We start from the raw sequence: 18191 nt of genomic DNA, 5'->3' as shown, positions 1-18191 counted from the left end.
ATGAGCCTTGAATCACCGGAATCAAGCCAGGAAACGTTCACCCACAAGGTTGAATTTGAGCTGAACGGGAGCCCGGAACGGCATTGTGTCCCCACGAGTGCTACGGTCTTGGATTTGCTGCGCAACAGTTGCGGCACGCAAGGGGTCCGTGCCTCGTGTGAGCGTAGTGTCTGCGGTGCCTGCACTGTTTTGGTTGATGACCTTCCTGTAGCTGCCTGTTCCACGTTTGCCTTCGATATTGAGGGTGCGCGTGTTGAAACGGTTGAGGGCTTGGCTGCCCAAGACGGCACCTTGAGTGCCCAGCAGCAGGCATTCAGGGAATGTGGCGGCTTCCAATGCGGCTTCTGCACCTCGGGCATGCTGATGTTGACCACAGGGCTGCTGCGGCAAAATCCGCAACCGAACAGGGAAGAGATCCGGGACTGGATAAGTTCGAACACCTGCCGGTGCACGGGTTACGAGATGATCCTGGAATCCGTGGAGCGTGCCGCAGAACTGGCTGGGGCCAAGCAGCAGGATCAGGCATCCGAATGACCGGGATCGTGATTCCTTTCACTCCGCACGCGCCCATCGTCGGACGCGACCGCCCACGCCTGGACAGCACCGCCAAGGTCACCGGCCGCGCCGTCTACACAGTGGACATCGAGAAGCCCGGGATGCTTCACGCGAAGGTCCTGCGAAGCCCACACGCGCACGCCCGGATTCTCAGCGTCGATGCCTCGGCCGCCCGCGCCCTGGCAGGAGTCACTGCCGTAGTCACCCGCGAGGAAATCGGTGGGCTCCATTCCTACGGCACCTACGTCAAAGACCAGCCGATTGTTGCCACAGACGCGGTCCGCTACGTCGGCGACGTCGTTGCTGCTGTGGCCGCCGTGGATGAACGCACCGCTTTTGCCGCCTTGGATTTGATTCGGGTTGAGTACGAACCGCTGCCGGCGGTCTTTGATTCAAGAGCAGCAATGGATCCGTCAGCACCTGCCATTTTTCCCGACCAGCCCTTCGCCGCCTATCCGGAGTACGGCGATGGCGCTTCGGGAGCGGCACACACCGCGCACAACGTCAGCTACGAATTCCGCTACGAAACGGGAGAGGAGAGCGTCTGGGCCGATTGCGACCACATCTTCGAGGACACCTTTACCTTCTCCCGGATGAACCACATGCACCTGGAACCGTTTGCCACCGTTGCCGAGGCCACAGCGAATGAAATCGAAGTGTGGACCTCAACCCAGAGCCCTTTCCCAATGCGCAAGGAACTGGCCAGGGTGTTTGGGCTGCCTGAAAACGACATCCGGGTCAATGTCCCACTTTTGGGAGGCGGCTTTGGCGCCAAGAACGGCCCAAAAACGGAGGCGATCGCCATCCGGCTCTCACAGTTGTCGGCTGGGCGGCCGGTTCGCTATTGCATGAGCACCGAAGAAGTCTTCCTTACGCTGAGCCAGCATGACGCCATCCTCACGGTTAAATCCGGGCTCAAGGCAGATGGCGAGTTCATGGCGCGCCAGTCCCGTGTGCTGCTCAACGGTGGCGCTTATGCGGATGCCAGTCCGTTGGTGGCGGAGAAAGCCGGGTATCGGATGCCCGGAGCCTACCGCTGGAAACGGATAGATTCGGTCTGCCAAGCGGTGATCACCAACACCGTCCCTGCCGGCGCCTACCGTGGCTTCGGAGCAACCCAGGCCACCTGGGCCAGCGAGCGCCAAGTGGATCTGATCGCCGAGCGGCTGGGTTTCGATCCCCTGGAGCTTCGGCTCAAGAACGCCAAGGATTTGGGCGAGGAGTTCGTTCCAGGAGAAACTCCCATCGATTCGGATCTCAAGCATGGGCTGAACCTGGTGGCGGATGCCATCGGTTATCGCGACCGGCAGCGCTCAGGTAACCGTGGCATGGGGGTTGCCATCGGCATCAAGGATGGTGGTGGCGTCAACAAACCTGCCCAAGCCCGGGTCAAGGTGACCACCAACGGTGATGTCTTCCTGAATTGTGGCCTGGTGGAAATGGGCCAAGGGGGTCATTCGGCGCTGTGCCAAATTGTGGCAGAGACACTGGCCTGCGATCCGGGCCGGGTGAAGTATGCCGCAATTGACACTGACAACACCCCCTTCGACCAAGGCACCAATGCATCTTCGGGCATCGCGGTCATGGGTCATGCAGTCCTTCAGGCGGCTGAGCGAGTGAAGTGCTCGGTGTTGGACATGGCTGCTGAACACCTGATACTGGACCGCCAATCGATCCGTCTGGACAACTGGCACATCGTTGACGCTGAAGGCACCACCTATGAGCTTCCGCCGTTGATTATGGACAGATTCGGCGGAACAGGATTCGAGTTCACTGCCGACGGTTACTTTAAGGTCCGTTCCTCCAGCAGTGCACCCCTGGAAGCGCCCTGCATGTTTTGGGAGATCGGTTGGGCAGCTGCGGAAGTGGAGGTGGATCCGGAAACCGGACGAGTGGAGCTTTTGCAGCTGGTTGTCAGTGGCGACGCCGGCAAGGTGGTGAACAAGCTGGGCTGCCGCGGCCAGGACGAGGGCGCCGCCGTCTTCGGATTGGCCCAGGCACTCTTCGAGGAACTGCGGTACGACGACGGTGAGCTGCTTAATGGCGAGGCGCTCCTCTATCGGGTGCCTTTGGCTGAGGACATTCCCCAGCGCTTTTCCTCCATCACCCAGGAACAGGGCCATGGCGCCGGACCTTTCGGGAGCAAAGGGATGGGCGAGGGTGGCATGCTTCCGATTGCTCCAGCAATTGCGCAAGCCATCGCTGACGCCACCGGGGCACAGCTCACGTCGTTACCCATGACGCCTGAACGCGTTTACAACGGCATCCTCCATGCGCGTGCGCGCCAAGGCAAGGCTGACAGCAATGCGTGAGGTGATGGGGGCGCTGGAGGCGTCGTTGCTGACCGAACGACGTGTCGCCTTGGCTACGGTGGTCCGCACGGAAGGATCCGCACCACGGGCAGTCGGAACGTCCATGCTGGTCACCGAAGACGGATTGCCGGTCGGCTCAGTTTCGGGTGGATGCGTAGAGGCAAGTGTGATGGAAGCAGCGGCCGGCGTCCTCGCCAGTGGTGTGCCGGAACTCCACCGTTTTGGCATTTCAGACGACGACGGTTTCGGCATCGGGCTGACTTGCGGCGGCAGCGTAGAGATTTTCATCCAAACCCACGATCCGGCCTCCTGCCCGGATTTTGCATCACTGCAGAGGGCCTTGGATGCTAATATGCCCTGCGCCCTGGTCACCATCTTCGACGGCGCACCTAGCCTGGTGGGTCGCTCTGAGCTGGTCCTGCACAATGCGGAAATCGAAGGGCTGTTTGCAGATACCGTCCTTGCTCCCGATGCACTCCGCGCCGCCGGGGATGCGGTCCAGGAGGCCATAGCCTCCGGAACCACGACGTCGGTCACTCTTCCGGCGGCCACGGGTACTGACAAGCCACTGTCCTTGCTGATCGATGTTTACCGTCCGGCCCGCAGGCTGATCATCTTCGGGGCGATCGATTTCTCCGCGTCGTTGGCCCAACTGGGGGCTTTCCTTGGTTTTCACGTCACTGTTTGCGATGCGCGCGCTGTCTTCGCGACGGCCAAGCGAATTCCCTCAGCCCATGAGATCGTGATCGATCAACCGGCGCGCTACCTGCAGAAAGAACTCGCTCTGGGAAAGCTCGCCCCTGATGCCGCTATCTGTGTGTTGACGCATGATGCCAAATTCGATGTTCCAGTCCTCGATGTAGCCCTGAGGCACGGTTTTTCGTATATCGGCGCGATGGGGTCACGCCGAACTGCCACTGACCGTCGGCAGAGGCTGATTGGTTTGGGCCACACCGACCAGTCGCTGGCACCGCTCCGCTCGCCGATCGGTTTGGACCTTTCCGCTTCCACGCCCGCTGAAACGGCGGTTTCCATCATGGCGGAGATTATCGCTGCCAAGAATCAGACCTCTGGTTTGCCCCTGGCGCACACCAGCGTACCGATCCACAAGGGTGTGTTGGAGCGGGCAGGTTACCAGCTGCGCCCAGCCGGCCGGCCGCCGTCGTTCTGTAATTGAGGCTGGCTCAACATCCCCTGGACTCTGTTCAGGAAAATTAACTTTGAACCTAAATATCTTGACAGAAAGTATCTTACTACTGATATTCTTTTCCCTATGACGTAGTTCACATGAATTCACGGCGTGGGCATGACAGAGAGATGAACGGAAGCTGAAGATGAGTACGGACAGCCTTGTAGGAAACACTTCCCGGCCCAGCCCTGCGGACGCCCGGCTGGACGCCCAGATGGTGGTCGCTCCTGATACGCGGGATGAGATCTACGTGGGCGGCGTCTGGACCCGAGGCAGCGGTGCGCTGATCGAATCGGTCAATCCCGCTACCTCTGAGGTTTTCGCCACCCTCCACGGAGCAACGACGGCGGATGTGGACGCCGCGGTGGCTGCCGGCCTGAAAGCCGTGGAAGAGTCGGGATGGGCAAAGAAGCTCCCTCACGAACGCGCTGCTGTCCTGCACCGCATCAGCTCAGCCATCGAGATCAACGCTGATCGCATTGCCGAACTCCAGACGCTGGACACAGGTAAGACACTCGTGGAAACCAGGGCGCTCGCCATGAGCGCGGCAGCCACCTTCCGCTTCACCGCGTCCGCTCTGGAGACCATGGAGGATGCACTGACGCCCCCTCGTGGGAACTACCTCAGCATGTCCACCTATGAAGCGATCGGAGTCGTGGGTGCCATCACGCCCTGGAACTCGCCGATTGCCAGCGACGCACAAAAGGTGGCTCCGGCACTTGCTGCAGGGAACGCCGTCGTGGTGAAGCCGCCGGTCTGGGCTCCTTGGGTTTCGCTGCTGTTGGCACGGATTTGTGAGGAGGCCGGCCTACCTGCAGGTCTGCTCTCTGTCCTTCCAGGCCCCGGCCGCGTCGTAGGCGATGCGATCGCGCGACACCCTGACGTAGGCAAGATTTCCTTCACGGGCGGCACTTCCACGGGGCGCCAACTGGGCCATATTGCCGCCGAGAAGATCATGCCCATCACCTTGGAGCTGGGCGGAAAATCGCCCACCATTATTTTTGCTGATGCCGACCTGGACCAGGCCTTGGCGGGCGTGCTTTATGGCATCTTCTCTTCGAGCGGGCAGAGCTGCATTGCCGGCTCGCGCGTGTTCATCCAGCGATCGGTCTATGACGCCGTTGTTGAAAGACTCGTCAAGGGTGCCGAAGCCCTTCGGGTCGGACCAGGAACGGACCCAAGCACCCAGGTAGGGCCGCTGGTGGCCCATGCCCACCGTGACGCCGTCGCCGGGATGGTTGAAGACGCGCGGCTGGCTGGTGCGCAGATCCTCTGCGGTGGCGCTGCCCCCAAGGACCCCCGGCTGCAGGCTGGTGCGTTCTATGAGCCCACCATCATTGCTGGCGTGAGCAACTCGGACCTCATTTGCCAGGAGGAAATTTTTGGTCCGGTGGCCGTGGTCCTACCGTTCGACGATGAAGCCGATCTCATCCTTCAGGCCAACGACAGCGTTTTTGGCTTGGCCTGCGGCATCTGGACCGCTGACTACCGACTGGCCTGGAAAATAGCGCGGGCCGTTTCGGCCGGGACCGTGTGGGTCAACACCTACAAGCAGTTCAGTATCTCCACCCCGTTCAGCGGGCTTAAGGAAAGCGGTCTGGGCACTGAAAAGGGCCGGGACGGCATTCGATCCTATATGCACCAGAAGAGCATCTACATCGACCTCTCGGGTGCATCCATCCCATGGGCCGGCAACTAGCTGGACCGGCTACCACCATCTTGCGTTCGAAAGGTACGTCAATGAATGCTCACCCCTACAGCCCCGCCTTTGTAGCCGGGGGATTCGGCTTTATCTCCGGTGCATTGTCGGTGGATGAAAGCGGTATTGCCGTACCCGGTCGCTCCGAAGCGCTGGTAGCCGCAGCCGCGAGGCTCTCAGAGCGACTGGGAGCCGTCGGGATGTCCTTGGAGGACGTGGTAAAAACCACCTACTTCGTCACCGACGTGACGCTGCGGGACGAAGCCAACAGCCACTACGAACTGCTGTTCGAATCGCCGCGCCCGGCGCGTTCGTTTGTGGAGGTGGCCGCCCTGCCGTATGGAGCCACGGTGGAAATCGAAGCAATCGCCCACCGGAGGAAATGAAGACCAATGAGTGTGGAAATTCAGAACCGTGCGACGGTGACCCCTGCTGCCGCCGAATCGAAGGTGCTGACGCTCAGGGTGCAGCAGAAAACCTGGGAAGCCGACGGCGTCATCCGGATGATGTTTGTTGATCCCGCCGGGGCGGCACTCCCGCAGTGGCTTCCCGGCGCCCACCTAAGCCTGCACCTGCCCAATGGGCTCACTCGCGAATACTCCTTGTGTTCGGACCCGGAAGACTCCACCAGCTGGACTGTGGCAGTGCTGCGAACCCCCGATTCCCGCGGTGGCAGCAGGCTGATCCATGATGAGCTGCCGGTGGGAACGCTTATCAAGGTTGAGGGCCCGCGCAACAACTTCGAGCTTGATCACGCCGAACGGTATGCCTTGGTAGCTGGCGGCATCGGCATCACCCCGATCATTTCCATGGTGCGGCGGTTGGAAGCAAAAGGAGCTGACTGGTCCCTGCTGTATACCGGCCGGTCGCGTTCCACCATGGCCTTCCTGTCAGAGATTTCAGACCTGCCCCGGCACCGAATAAGCATCCACGCTGCCGACGAAGCCAACGGCAACTATGCGGATCTCTCGGAGGCAGTCGGCTCGCTCCCGCCTGAAGCCCTGGTGTATGCCTGCGGCCCTGAATCCCTGATGCAGGCTGTAGCTGGCGCCATGGCAGATGAATCGCGATTGAGGATTGAGCGGTTCAAAGCACCGGACATCGTGCCCGGACAGGAACTCGACGAGACAAGTTTCGACGTCATCTGCCAGAGCACTGGCCAGCGGATCGCCGTTGGGGCCGATGTTTCAGTTCTGGATGCCCTGAACGACGCCGGCATCAACGTTCCCAGCTCATGCGCAGAAGGCATCTGCGGAACCTGTGAAACCGGGGTCATCGAGGGGGACGTTGAGCACCGCGATTTCCTGCTCTCCCCGGCCGAACGGGCAGAGAACAAATCAATGTTTGTCTGCGTCTCACGTTGCCGGTCCCGGGAACTGATTTTGGATCTCTAGTACGAACATCACTCGACTGAAGGTTGATTCCCATGAACTATTTCTCAGCAGAGCCTGTCTGCAATCTGCGGTCCCTGCGTTCTGTGTCCCTGAAAGTGCCCGATACCCGGCCAGCCAAGGATTTCTACCATGAAGTCTGGGGCCTTTCCACCGTGGAGGAGGACACTGACAAATTTTGGCTCCGCGGGACCGGGTCCGAACATCACATCCTGAGGCTGGAAAGAGGCGAGCAGAATGCCCTGGGCGGCGTCTCCTTCGCCCTGGCCACGCCGCAGGACGTTGACCGTGCAGCTACTAAGCTGACCTCTCTGGGGATTCCGCTTTTCCGTGAGCCGGGTCCCTTGGATGATGCTGCCGGTGGCTACGGTCTTCAGCTGGTGGATCCCGAAGGCAGGCTGGTGGAACTTTCCGCCAACGTCCACGCCGTTGTCAGTCAAGAGCCAGCCGGCCGACGGGCCCTACCGCGCAAGATCGCCCACGTGGTGCTCAACACCGTGGATATTGACCGCGCCACAGCCTTCTATACACAGGTGCTGGGGATGCGTATTTCAGATTGGTCCGAGCACCAGATGGCCTTCCTGCGGTGCAACAGCGAACACCATGCCATCGCGTTCAACCAGGCTCCCTGGACCTCGGTCAATCATGTGGCTTACGAGATGCAGAGCATTGATCACTTCATGCGCGGCATTGGCAACCTGAAGCGGCACAACATCGCTCCTCAGTGGGGGCCGGGCCGGCACGGTCCGGGCGACAACACGTTCTCGTATTTCACAGACCCTTCAGGCCTGGTTTGCGAATACACCTCCGAAGTAGCCCAAGTGGATGAGGACAGTTGGCTGTGCCGCACCTGGGAGCGGACGCCTGAACTCTCCGACCAATGGGGAACCGCGGGTCCGCCCACTACCGCGGTCCGAAGCGCCATGGCCGGCGTTCCGGATAGCGGGTACAGGTCGCTGGTGGTCCCTCGACGTGAGGATTACTTCTCCATGCTGGAGGCTCCTGCCACAGAAAAAGCCCATGCGTAGCAGCTCCTTGCCGATCGCCACCGAAACCGCGTCCACCGAAACCGCGTCCACCGAAACCGCGTCCACCGAAGTCGCGTCGATCGAAACCGTGGCGACTGACACCTTTACCGAACGCCGGAAATTTGTCCACGGGGTCTCCCTTGTTATTCGCGGGGAAGGTATCCCGGTCTTCCTCATGCACGGCATCGGGGGAGCCGCATCATCCTGTGGTGCCCTGGCTCAGCTGCTGAGTGCCCACGGATACCAGACGTTTTGCTGGGATGCTCCCGGGTACGGCGAATCGGCAGCACCACCGGAAGGCTTGGATCATCCTGCTTTGGTGCTCGACATCCTGGCCACACTGAATGTGGGCCCCGCCCACCTGATCGGCACATCATGGGGAGGCGTCATCGCCACCCGGATTGCCGCTCAAGCACCGGAGGCAGTGCGGTCCATTGTGCTGGCGGACAGCACCCGGGGTTCGGGAATTACCAAGACCGCGGCGCAACGCATGCTGGCCCGCGTTCCGGAACTGGCCGCCGTCGGTCCCGAAATGCTCGCGGCCCGACGGTCGGCAAGGCTGGTCTCACCGTCCGCCCCGGCTTGGGTGGCCGAAGCTGTTCGGGCGGACATGGCAGCCGTCCGCTTGTCCGGCTTTTCGTCGGCCGCCACCATGATGGCGCAGTGCGACACCACGGACCTGCTTCCTCGGCTGCGGATCCCGGCGCTGGTCTTGGTGGGCCAGGACGACGTGATCACTGGCGTCGCGGAATCCAAGGTCCTTGCAGAGAACATCCCCGGTGCCACGCTGGGCATCATTCCCGGTGCAGGGCACGCCGCAGTGCAGGAAAAGCCGATGGAGATGTCCGCTGCCATCCTCGCTTTCTGGGAGGGCATCCAGTGACGCGCCTCGTAGTAGTTACTGGATCAGGGCGGGGACTTGGCTTCGACATCGCGGATCGATTGGCAAGCAGCGGAGACCGAATAGTCATTGCCGAGAAGAATGCAGACCTCGCTGAGCACGCTGCCGCAACACTCCGCGGACGGGGCTTTGATGCGACGGCGATCATCACTGACATCGCTGACAAAACCTCGGTTGCGGATCTGGCCGCGGCGGTCCAGCAGCTGGGCGGCGCTGATGCGCTGGTCAACAACGCGGCATTGGCCGACGGCGTAGGCGGCGACGCCTTTTGGGAACTGGAAGAGGAGTTCTTCCAAAGGGTGATGACTATCAATGCCTACGGGACCTGGCTGGTCAGCAAACACCTTTACGCCCAGCTGGCCCAAAGCAAGGCTGGCTCCATTGTCAACATCGCATCAGACGCAGCGCTCTACGGCTCTCCACGGCTGGTCCACTATGTCGGATCAAAAGGGGCTGTCCTGGCGATGACCCGGACAATGGCCCGCGACGCGGGACCAGCCGGAGTCCGCGTCAACGCCGTCGCCCCGGGGCTGACCCGGGTGGAAGCCACCGAGTCAGTGCCGGCCTCCCGTTACCGTCTCTACGAAGAGAACCGCGTGCTGCCCAGGGACCAACAACCCAAGGACGTATCCGGCGTCGTCCAGTTCCTGCTGTCCGATGCTGCAGGCTTCATCACCGGCCAGACGATCGTGGTGGACGGCGGCTTCGTCATGGGCCACTGAAGTCACAGGCCATTGGAGTGACAGGCCAACCAAGCCCTGGATTACTGAACCGCCCGCAGCGGAAAACCACTAATAAGGAGTCCCACATATGGACCTGCAACTGAAGGACCGCACGGTGGTTGTCACCGGGGCGAGTTCCGGCGTCGGGCTTGCCACCGCCCGATATTTGCTGAGCGAAGGTGCGCAGGTTGCTGCCTGCGCGCGCGACGCCGGCCGCTTGGAGGCAGCATTCGAGGAGTTTTCCTGGGCGGACAAGGACTCGATTTACCTTGCGTCGTGCGACGTCACGGACCAAGATGCCACGAACAGGTTTATCGCGGGCACTTTGGACCGCTTTGGCGCCGTCGATGGCCTGGTCTGCAACGCCGGCCGATCCTTGATGGCCACACTCCAGGACACCACGGACCAGCAGCTGCGTGATGAGTTCAGCCTGAAGATCTTCGGCGTCCTGAACGTGGTTCGTTCCGCCAGATCAGCCCTGGCTGCATCGGCCCATGGCTCAGTGGTCAACGTCAACGCAATCCTCGCCCGGCAACCTGAGTTGCGCCTGGCTGCCACCTCTGCTGCCCGCGCCGCGCTGCTGAACCTCACGCATTCCCTTGCCGAAGATTTGGCAACAGAGGGAACGCGGGTGAATTCGGTCCTGCTCGGCCTGGTGGACACCGGCCAGTGGCGGCGACGCTTCGAGGAAGCCGGCTCTGAACTCGACTACGAGGCCTGGAGCGCGGAAATCGCCGCCAACCGCGGCATCAAGCTGGGCCGTTTCGGCACGGCTGAGGAGGTGGCTTTCCATATTGTCTCCCTGCTCTCGCCCCTCAGCGGATACACCACAGGAGCAACAATCGACGTCGGCGGTGGCGTTGGGCGCTATGTCTAGCCAGCGGAACTTCATTACGAAAGAGATCCAAATATGTCAGTGACACAAGAAGCAACGGTCCCAAGGGGGCCAACCGGCGGCGACGTCCTGGTCCGTGTAATGCGTCGCCACGGCATCGATACGGCTTTCGGGGTCATCAGCATCCACAATCTTCCTCTCGTCGAGGCAGTGGACAGGGAGCTGAACTTTGTTGCCGTCCGCCACGAGGCAGCCGCAGTCAACGCGGCTGACGCTTATGCGCGCGCCTCCGGCAAAATCGGAATTGCCCTGACCAGCACTGGCACAGGAGCCGGCAACGCCGCGGGTTCCATGGTGGAGGCACTCACCGCGGGAAGCCGCGTGCTGCACATTACCGGCCAGATCGACAGCGAATTCATGGGCAGCAACCGTGGCGTGATCCATGAGGTCCCACGCCAATTGCAGATGCTCCACGCGGTCTCCGGCTATGCCCGCACCATTTTCAATGGCAAGGATGCGGAGGCGGACCTGGAGGAGGCAATCGCACACCTGCTCTCCTCGCCTCACACACCAGCCAGCATCGAGTGGCCTACAGATTTGCAGTATTTGGCCCACCCGGATGACCAGCGCCCCATCGATGCACAGGTGAAGCCTTTACCTGAGTACGACGCCGATGCTGTCGCCGAAGCCGTTCGGCTCCTGGCAGGTGCCAAGCGACCTCTGATTTGGGCCGGCGGAGGAGCGGCCGGTGCGGAAAGGGAACTTGCCGCTCTGCTGCACCATCTCGGCGCGGGGCTGCTGACCAGCAACTCGGGCCGGGGCGTGGTTCCGGAAGATGACCATCTTGTCATCGGCAACTTTGCTACCACGCCCGCCGCCGTCCGGCTGATCGAACAGTCTGATGTGTTGCTGAGTGTTGGCACGCACTTCCGTTCCAACGAGACGCAGCACTATTCACTCAAATTGCCCGCCACCCACATCCAGCTGGATCTCAACCCTGAAGCCGTGGGCCGCGTGTATCCGGCCACGGTGGGTCTGGTGGGCGACTCCCGCGCGATTTTGGAGGCGATCGTCAGCCAGGTGGGTAGCCACTCTGTGGACCCCGGCTGGTCGCAACAGGTGCACAATGTACGCCTCGAGGTAAGGGCCGCGCTGACTGAGTACATCGGCGGTTATGCGGAAATCTGCCACAGCATCAGGGACCGCCTGGATCGGGAATCCGTTGTTGCACGTGATGTGACCATACCCTCCAGCCAGTGGGGTAACCGCCTGCTGGAGATGTACTCGCGTGAAACAAACATCTTTCCGCTGGGAGGCGGCATCGGCCAGGGCTTGGCCATGGGCATTGGAGCGGCCTGCGCCCGCCCGGACGTTCCCACCGTAGTGATTGCAGGCGACGGCGGCCTGGCCGTTCATCTTGGTGAACTCGCCTCCCTTGCCGGCTCAGGGGTCTGGTGCGTGGTGCTCGTTTTCAACGACGGCGGCTACGGGGTCCTGCGCAACATGCAGAAGGCCAACGGCTTTGCGGAGGCAGGAGTCAACTTGCACACACCGGACTTTGCCTTGCTGGCCCAGTCGCTGAAATTGCCGTTCTGGCGGGTGCGGGGCCCCGGCTCCTTTGATGGGGCTTTGGTGGAAGCGCTCGCGGTTCGGGGGCCCGCGGTGATCGAGATCGACGTTACCGCTTTGGATCCCGTACCGGGTGCGTTCGTTCCGCCGGTGCATATTCCAACCCCACATCAGTAGAGGAGCAGGGGAGCACATGAAATCAAGTACGGAAGTAGATCCGCGCCCTGGCCATGCGCCCGGCGACATCATGCCACTCCGCGATGTCATGCCACAGCATGACGTCGTGTGCTTGCACGGTGGCGGGGGAGCCGGCGAATGGTTTGACCATCAGCTTGATGCTTTGGGAGCCCGTGCCTGGGAACCCGGAATCGGCGTTGCCTTGGACGTCGCCGGACCGCCTGGTCAGATGGATGAGTGGGTTGAAGCAGCCTCGTCCGCGCTTTACGACTCAACGGCAGGTCCTGCGCACATTCTGGCCAGCGGAACAGCCGCGTACGGCGCAATAGTGCTCGCTGCGCTGCACCCGGAGCAGGTCAAGAGCCTCATCCTTGGTGACCCGTTGGTGGACATGTCTCTTGAGGGATTTGTGGCCACGCTCCGGCGGGTGCGGGCGCCGTCGTTGGTCATTGCCGCTGCGCCTGACATCGATACCGATATCTCCATACCGCAAAGCATCGCCGGCGGCATCAGTAACGGGGTTTTTGTCATCATCGACAACACCGCTGTTCCAGCACACCAGAGCCGATCTCACTCATTCAATGAGTGGAGCAGATCATTCATGAACATCGCTGAAGGTCTGCACACTGTCACCCAAACACAGGAGGAATACAGTGCCTGAACAATATCTTGACGCCAACCAGTCCCGGGTGGGTCCGCCCAATCCTTATGAGCTCAAGCTCGCTGGAGCCCTGTCCGAGATTTTTGCCAGTGGTAGCCACGAACTGCCGGCAATCGTCTCGGGCCTGAACAATTTGGGCTTGAACGCCCCGGACGGTCAACCCTGGGATGAAACCCGATTCCGTTCCGAAATGCGACGACTGGGAGAGTAGGACATGACAACTGCAACTGCAAGCGCTCCAGCCGGAGCCAGGGCCGGCAGGGCCAAGGTCAAAACTGTCGTCGGCACGCGCCGCCAACTCGACGCCGCAGAACTGGCGGCGACGGGACTGAGGGACCGATGGTATCCCATCTACCCGTCGCGATTCGTTGGACCCGGCGACATGGTCAAAGTCCGGCGGCTGGGCGTGGATTGGCTCCTGTTCCGTGATGCCAGGGGGCAAATCCGGATGTTGGAGGATCGCTGTCCCCACCGCAGCGCCCCTTTGTCCGTGGGCCAACACCTCGGGGACCGGGTGGCGTGCAAGTACCACGGCGTTCAGGTCAACGGTGACGGCACCGTGATTTCGGTTCCAGGCATGCCGGGCTGCGCGCTTGAGGGCAAGACGGTGACGGCGTCGCTGGCTGTTCAGGAAGGCGCTGACATGATCTTTGCCTTCATGCCTTTGACGGAGGACTCGGAGGTGACGGAGTTCAAACTGCCCGACCGCCTGGCCAATCCCGAGGTTTCCTGGTTTTCCAACTACGCGGAATGGAACAGTCCGTGGCGCTTCTACATGGACAACGTGCTGGATCCGATGCACGGTGCGTTCCTCCACCGTGACTCGCATTCGATGTTTGGCGGTGATACGAGTGCCCGCTTCCGCATCCGTGAGACCGACCGCGGATTCTTCTTTGAGAAAACGGATCAGCGCGGCAAGAACTTTGACTGGGTGGAGTACTGCCGTGAATCCATGGACTACGTGGATCTGGAGATCCCGTACGCCGATTCAGCAGGTCCCGGGGGTTCGTTCGGGATCGTAGGAATGTCCACTCCCATCGATGCCCATACCTCCGCCGTTTTCCACTGGCGTACCCGGACCGTTTCCGACTGGGAGCGGGACGTCTGGCGATTCATGTACAAGACAACTCTTGAGGAAAAACACTGGGTGGTCTTGGAACAGGACCGGGAACTCCTGGAGGCTCTGGCTGCAGATGCGGATAAGGACGAGCATTTGTATCAGCACGATCTTGGAGTAGCCAGAATCCGCCGGGTGCATGATGCCGATGCACAGAAGCAGGCCGCAATTCTCTCAGAAGGAATCGCTTAGCCCGTCGAAGAGCCTGCAGCTCGAAGTCCTCGAGCTGCAGGCTCTTTTGTGTCCCTAGTAATTCAGCAAAACAAAACCCGGGTACCGGCCGCATCGGCCAGTACCCGGGTTGTTGAAGATTTAGCGGGTTACGCCATACATCTCCGACGTCGGCGGATAGAACGGGATCTCCGGTTTCTTGGCGCCGATGATCACGCAGATAATTGCGTCTTCTTCGCTGACAGTGCGCAAACTCCGGGGAACGCCGGCCGGGACCCGGATCAGATCGCGGTAACCCAGCACGCGGCTCGCCTTCTTGTTGCCGTCTTCGACGTCGTGCACACTGAACTCCACCTCTCCTTCGAGGACAAAGAACACCTCTTCGACGTCCGGGTGCGTGTGCTCAGGACCTACGCATCCGGCGGGCAGCACCATGTTGGAGAAGGTGAAGTGTTCCGCCTGGAGGATGTTGCCATCGTCCGAGTGGTCTCCGGTAGCTCCGGAACCGATGTAGCGGACCTGTCCGCGTCGGAATTTTTCACCCATTTTGGTCTGGAATTTCAGGGTATTGAAGTCAACAACCCGGCTCTCACGGGAGGCGATGGCCGAATCAATCAGCTCCTCAAGTTCCGGTAACTTGCTTTCGATAACGTCGCGCATGATGGACCTCTCTCGGATTGGTAATTGCCAAATTTCGCAAGAGTCATCATGGATTCGATCTCCCTCGACTCTAACTATCTCAAGACTAAGATATAATGGGAGACGCTGCAAGATGCTGGTGGAAAGTGCTCACGATTGCTGCCTTCGTTGGGAAGCTCAGTGTTAAGATGCTTAGACCGAATGAAGGAGAGAGTGCGCATGACCACCGAATCGCGGAACACAGACACGGACGCCGTGGACGCCATTATTGAAGACTGGCATCGCGAACGCCCGGACCTTGATCCCAAGACCATCGGCGTCTTTGGCCGGTTGCAGAGCCTGGTGGCACGGCAGCGAGCTGTGCAGGATGCGAACTATGAGAAGTACGGGCTCACGTTGGCATCCTTTGATGTTTTGGCGAACTTGCGTCGATCCGGACCTCCGCACCGGAAGACGGCTGGTGAATTGGCGAGTTCGTCCATGCTGACCACGGGCGGCATCACCTTCCGGCTGGACCGCATGGAGGAACAAAACCTTATTGAGCGGGTTCGGTCGAAGGAGGATCGTCGTGTTGTGTACGCCCAGATGACGGACCACGGCAAGAAGCTCATTGACGAGGTCATTTCAAAGCATCTGGAAACTCAGCGCAATATGCTCGCCGGCCTGACCGCCAAGGAGATCGAACAACTGGCGCTGCTACTGAAAAAAACTGAAGCCTCCATCGTCGCCTATGACCCGAAGGCTTCCTCCGCGGACGAACTTACCCTGAACGTCTAGACGATCACGGCGCGGGTTCGTCCATCCACTCCATCAAGCAAGGAATCGAATGAAGCCAGGAGCCCGCAGGATCGGAATCATCGGACATGGAGCCATTGGGGCTCGTGTTGCTGCTGACATTGCCGCTGGAAAAGTCAAGGGGGCCATCCTTGAGGGAATCATTTGCCGCAGCGCCATAGACAACGCGCCAGCACCCCAGCTTGAGATGGACCAAGCGTTGGAGCTCTGTGACCTACTGGTTGAATGTGCTGGGCAGGAGGTCTTGATTGAGCATGGCGAGGCCGTGCTTTCTGCGGGTGTAGACCTGCTCGCTACATCGCTCGGGGCGCTTGCGGACCCACACCTCTCCCAACGCTTGTCCGCCGCGGGCCGGGGCAGGCTTTTCTTGACCCCGGGCTCCATTGGTGGCCTGGACCTGTTGGCTTCGGGCGCCCGCGCAACGGGCTATGACGCCGTCAGGATAACCACAACCAAGCTCCCGGGTTCCCTGATTCAGCCCTGGATGGACGAGGTTGAGGCTGATCGCATTCGGAATACTGCCGGCCCCATTGAGATCTTTGCAGGGTCCGCCGCCCGAGCCACACAATTGTTCCCGAAGTCGCTCAACGTGGCAGCCGCCGTCGCCCTTGCAGTAGAGGACTGGGACACTGTGGCCGTTTCCGTAAGGGCCGACCCGGCGGCCGAGCTAACGACGCACTTGATTGAGGCTTCAGGAAACAGCGGGAATTACCGTTTTGAAATCTGCAACAAAGTATCGCCGCAAAACCCGCGCACCAGCGGCGTTGTCCCGTTCGCTGTGCTCCGATCCTTGGAACTGATCATCGGCGAGCGCGGTGGAATGATCTAGGCACCGCCTGCGGCGGCCCTTCCCGCATCGCTATCCTTGAATGATGAGCGAAATTGCGCATACCACCGTCGCCTTTGAGGGCCATTTCGCCCGGGACTTTCCTGAGATGGCTATTCCTTGGCGGGCGGAGGAAGCCCCTGATCCGCAGCTTTTGGCACTCAACGAGGCGCTCGCCGTCGAGCTCGGTTTTGATCCCGGTTTTCTCCGCAGCCCGGAGGGCGTGCGGCTGCTGATCGGTAATTCCCTCCCGGAGGACGCAACCCCGGTGGCGATGGCATACTCCGGTCACCAGTTTGGCTGGTACTCACCGCGTTTGGGGGATGGGCGCGCCCTCCTGTTGGGTGAGATCGCCGGCGCTGACGGGAAGCTCCGCGACGTCCACCTCAAGGGCTCGGGGCGGACTCCCTTTGCCCGGAACGGCGACGGCCAGGCGGTGGTTGGGCCCATGCTTCGCGAATACATCGTGAGCGAGGCTATGCATGCTCTGACCATTCCCACCACGAGGTCTCTGGCAGTCGTCGCAACGGGCCGTCCGGTTCAGCGCGAGACTCTCCTGCCGGGCGCCGTTCTGACCCGGGTTGCCAGCAGTCACCTGCGGGTAGGCAGTTTCCAATACGCCAGAGCCACCAACGACATGGATCTGTTGCGCCGCCTTGCTGATCACGCGATCGAACGCCACCACCCGTCCGCTGCTGGGGAAGCCAACCGCTACCTCGGTCTCCTAAAGGGCGTCATTGCGGTCCAAGCGAAGCTGGTGGCCCAGTGGATGCTCGTCGGTTTCGTGCATGGTGTCATGAACACCGACAACATGACTGTGTCCGGCGAAACCATCGATTATGGTCCGTGCGCCTTTATGGAAGGCTTCGATCCGGGTGCGGTATACAGCTCCATTGATGAATCCGGACGGTATGCCTATCGCAACCAGCCGTTGGTTGCCGAGTGGAACCTCGCCCGTTTCGCCGAATCACTCGCCGCCCTTATCCATGAGGATGAGGAGCAGGCGGTGGCCCATGCCGTCGAGGCACTCAACGGGTTCCGCCAGCAATACAGCGCCACCTGGTTCGAGGGCATGAAGGCCAAACTTGGGCTACCTGAGGGAATCGACGACGACGTTGCCTCACCTTTGGTGGATGACCTGCTTGAGCTGGTTCAGGAGTCACGTGCGGACTACACCTCGTTTTTCCGGAACCTGGGAAAGGCCGCCCGCGGGCAGACTGAACCCACTCGCCGCATGATTCTTGATCTGGCAGCGTTCGATTCGTGGCTGGAACGTTGGCGTGCTCTCACGCCTGATGGTGATGCCATGGACCGGGTCAATCCAATCTATATTCCCCGCAACCACTTGGTGGAAGAGGCGCTTTCCGCGGCAACAGAGGGGAACATGGTCCCCACCGAACAGTTGCTCGCGGCGGTAACTTCGCCATTCAGTGAGCGCTCGGGCTTGGAAAAGTTTGTCGGGCCTGCGCCAGAGAGCTTCGGCCCCTACCGGACATTCTGCGGAACGTAGGGCGCGGCTTTATGCACTAGGCAGACTGATTGTGTCATGTATTTTTGGCCCCAAAGGGGCGGTTGAAAGTGGCCCCAGGTTCACGGAGCCTTGT

18 protein-coding genes are annotated in these 18191 nt (G+C 60.9%); 17 read left to right on the top strand and 1 reads right to left on the bottom strand.

Annotated features, from left to right (window positions below):
- From AB4Z15_RS06720 to AB4Z15_RS06655, 14 genes are all read left to right on the top strand, one after another.
- The gene (locus AB4Z15_RS06720) at positions 1-534 is read left to right on the top strand and encodes a (2Fe-2S)-binding protein (protein ID WP_442016643.1); all 534 of its coding nucleotides are present in this window, start codon (positions 1-3) and stop codon (positions 532-534) included.
- Positions 531-2867, top strand: a complete 2337-nt coding sequence (locus AB4Z15_RS06715) for a xanthine dehydrogenase family protein molybdopterin-binding subunit (RefSeq protein WP_442016642.1) — start codon at positions 531-533, stop codon at positions 2865-2867. The genes AB4Z15_RS06720 and AB4Z15_RS06715 overlap by 4 nt, the downstream gene beginning before the upstream one ends.
- Positions 2860-4044, top strand: a complete 1185-nt coding sequence (locus AB4Z15_RS06710; RefSeq protein WP_442016641.1) for an XdhC family protein — start codon at positions 2860-2862, stop codon at positions 4042-4044. The genes AB4Z15_RS06715 and AB4Z15_RS06710 overlap by 8 nt, the downstream gene beginning before the upstream one ends.
- A gap of 157 nt (positions 4045-4201) precedes the next feature.
- Positions 4202-5755, top strand: a complete 1554-nt coding sequence (locus AB4Z15_RS06705; protein WP_442016640.1) for an aldehyde dehydrogenase — start codon at positions 4202-4204, stop codon at positions 5753-5755.
- 41 nt (positions 5756-5796) lie between these two features.
- Positions 5797-6141, top strand: a complete 345-nt coding sequence (locus AB4Z15_RS06700) for a RidA family protein (RefSeq protein WP_442016639.1) — start codon at positions 5797-5799, stop codon at positions 6139-6141.
- 6 nt (positions 6142-6147) lie between these two features.
- A complete protein-coding gene (locus tag AB4Z15_RS06695; RefSeq protein ID WP_442016638.1) occupies positions 6148-7149 on the top strand; it encodes a PDR/VanB family oxidoreductase in 1002 nt (333 codons plus the stop codon).
- Positions 7150-7181: 32 nt separating this feature from the next.
- On the top strand, positions 7182-8174 hold the full coding sequence (locus tag AB4Z15_RS06690; RefSeq protein WP_442016637.1) for a VOC family protein: 993 nt from the start codon (positions 7182-7184) through the stop codon (positions 8172-8174).
- Complete coding sequence (locus tag AB4Z15_RS06685) at positions 8167-9057, top strand: alpha/beta fold hydrolase (protein WP_442016636.1); 891 nt, start codon at positions 8167-8169, stop codon at positions 9055-9057. The genes AB4Z15_RS06690 and AB4Z15_RS06685 overlap by 8 nt, the downstream gene beginning before the upstream one ends.
- Positions 9054-9797, top strand: a complete 744-nt coding sequence (locus tag AB4Z15_RS06680; RefSeq protein ID WP_442016635.1) for an SDR family oxidoreductase — start codon at positions 9054-9056, stop codon at positions 9795-9797. Before AB4Z15_RS06685 ends, AB4Z15_RS06680 begins: the two co-directional genes overlap by 4 nt.
- Before the next feature lie 88 nt (positions 9798-9885).
- On the top strand, positions 9886-10674 hold the full coding sequence (locus tag AB4Z15_RS06675) for an SDR family oxidoreductase (RefSeq protein ID WP_442016634.1): 789 nt from the start codon (positions 9886-9888) through the stop codon (positions 10672-10674).
- Between the two features lie 33 nt (positions 10675-10707).
- The gene (locus AB4Z15_RS06670) at positions 10708-12378 is read left to right on the top strand and encodes a thiamine pyrophosphate-binding protein (RefSeq protein WP_442016633.1); all 1671 of its coding nucleotides are present in this window, start codon (positions 10708-10710) and stop codon (positions 12376-12378) included.
- Between the two features lie 16 nt (positions 12379-12394).
- The gene (locus AB4Z15_RS06665; protein ID WP_442016632.1) at positions 12395-13039 is read left to right on the top strand and encodes an alpha/beta fold hydrolase; all 645 of its coding nucleotides are present in this window, start codon (positions 12395-12397) and stop codon (positions 13037-13039) included.
- Positions 13032-13250 (top strand): recombinase-like helix-turn-helix domain-containing protein, encoded by a 219-nt coding sequence (locus AB4Z15_RS06660; RefSeq protein WP_442016631.1) that lies wholly within the window; start codon positions 13032-13034, stop codon positions 13248-13250. The genes AB4Z15_RS06665 and AB4Z15_RS06660 overlap by 8 nt, the downstream gene beginning before the upstream one ends.
- A gap of 3 nt (positions 13251-13253) precedes the next feature.
- Complete coding sequence (locus AB4Z15_RS06655; RefSeq protein WP_442016630.1) at positions 13254-14348, top strand: Rieske 2Fe-2S domain-containing protein; 1095 nt, start codon at positions 13254-13256, stop codon at positions 14346-14348.
- Positions 14349-14468: 120 nt separating this feature from the next.
- Here AB4Z15_RS06655 and AB4Z15_RS06650 read toward each other — a convergent pair whose 3' ends face one another.
- A complete protein-coding gene (locus tag AB4Z15_RS06650) occupies positions 14469-14987 on the bottom strand; it encodes a cupin domain-containing protein (RefSeq protein ID WP_442003571.1) in 519 nt (172 codons plus the stop codon).
- Positions 14988-15185: 198 nt separating this feature from the next.
- Here AB4Z15_RS06650 and AB4Z15_RS06645 point away from each other — a divergent pair, with 198 nt between their 5' ends.
- Genes AB4Z15_RS06645 through AB4Z15_RS06635 form a run of 3 tightly spaced genes read left to right on the top strand, consistent with a single transcriptional unit; the run spans position 15186 to position 18097 of the window.
- Positions 15186-15743, top strand: coding sequence for a MarR family winged helix-turn-helix transcriptional regulator (locus AB4Z15_RS06645; RefSeq protein WP_442016629.1), 558 nt, complete (start codon positions 15186-15188; stop codon positions 15741-15743).
- Between the two features lie 49 nt (positions 15744-15792).
- On the top strand, positions 15793-16590 hold the full coding sequence (locus AB4Z15_RS06640; RefSeq protein ID WP_442016628.1) for an aspartate dehydrogenase domain-containing protein: 798 nt from the start codon (positions 15793-15795) through the stop codon (positions 16588-16590).
- A gap of 43 nt (positions 16591-16633) precedes the next feature.
- Positions 16634-18097: a protein adenylyltransferase SelO gene (locus tag AB4Z15_RS06635; RefSeq protein ID WP_442016665.1), complete on the top strand. Its 1464-nt coding sequence runs from the start codon at positions 16634-16636 to the stop codon at positions 18095-18097.
- Positions 18098-18191 lie beyond the last annotated feature (94 nt).

The organism is Paenarthrobacter sp. 2TAF44 (assembly GCF_052114885.1).
Taxonomy (GTDB): Bacteria; Actinomycetota; Actinomycetes; order Actinomycetales; family Micrococcaceae; genus Arthrobacter.
The sequence above is the reverse complement of the archived record's forward strand: the minus strand, read 5'-3'. Positions and strand labels throughout refer to the sequence as shown.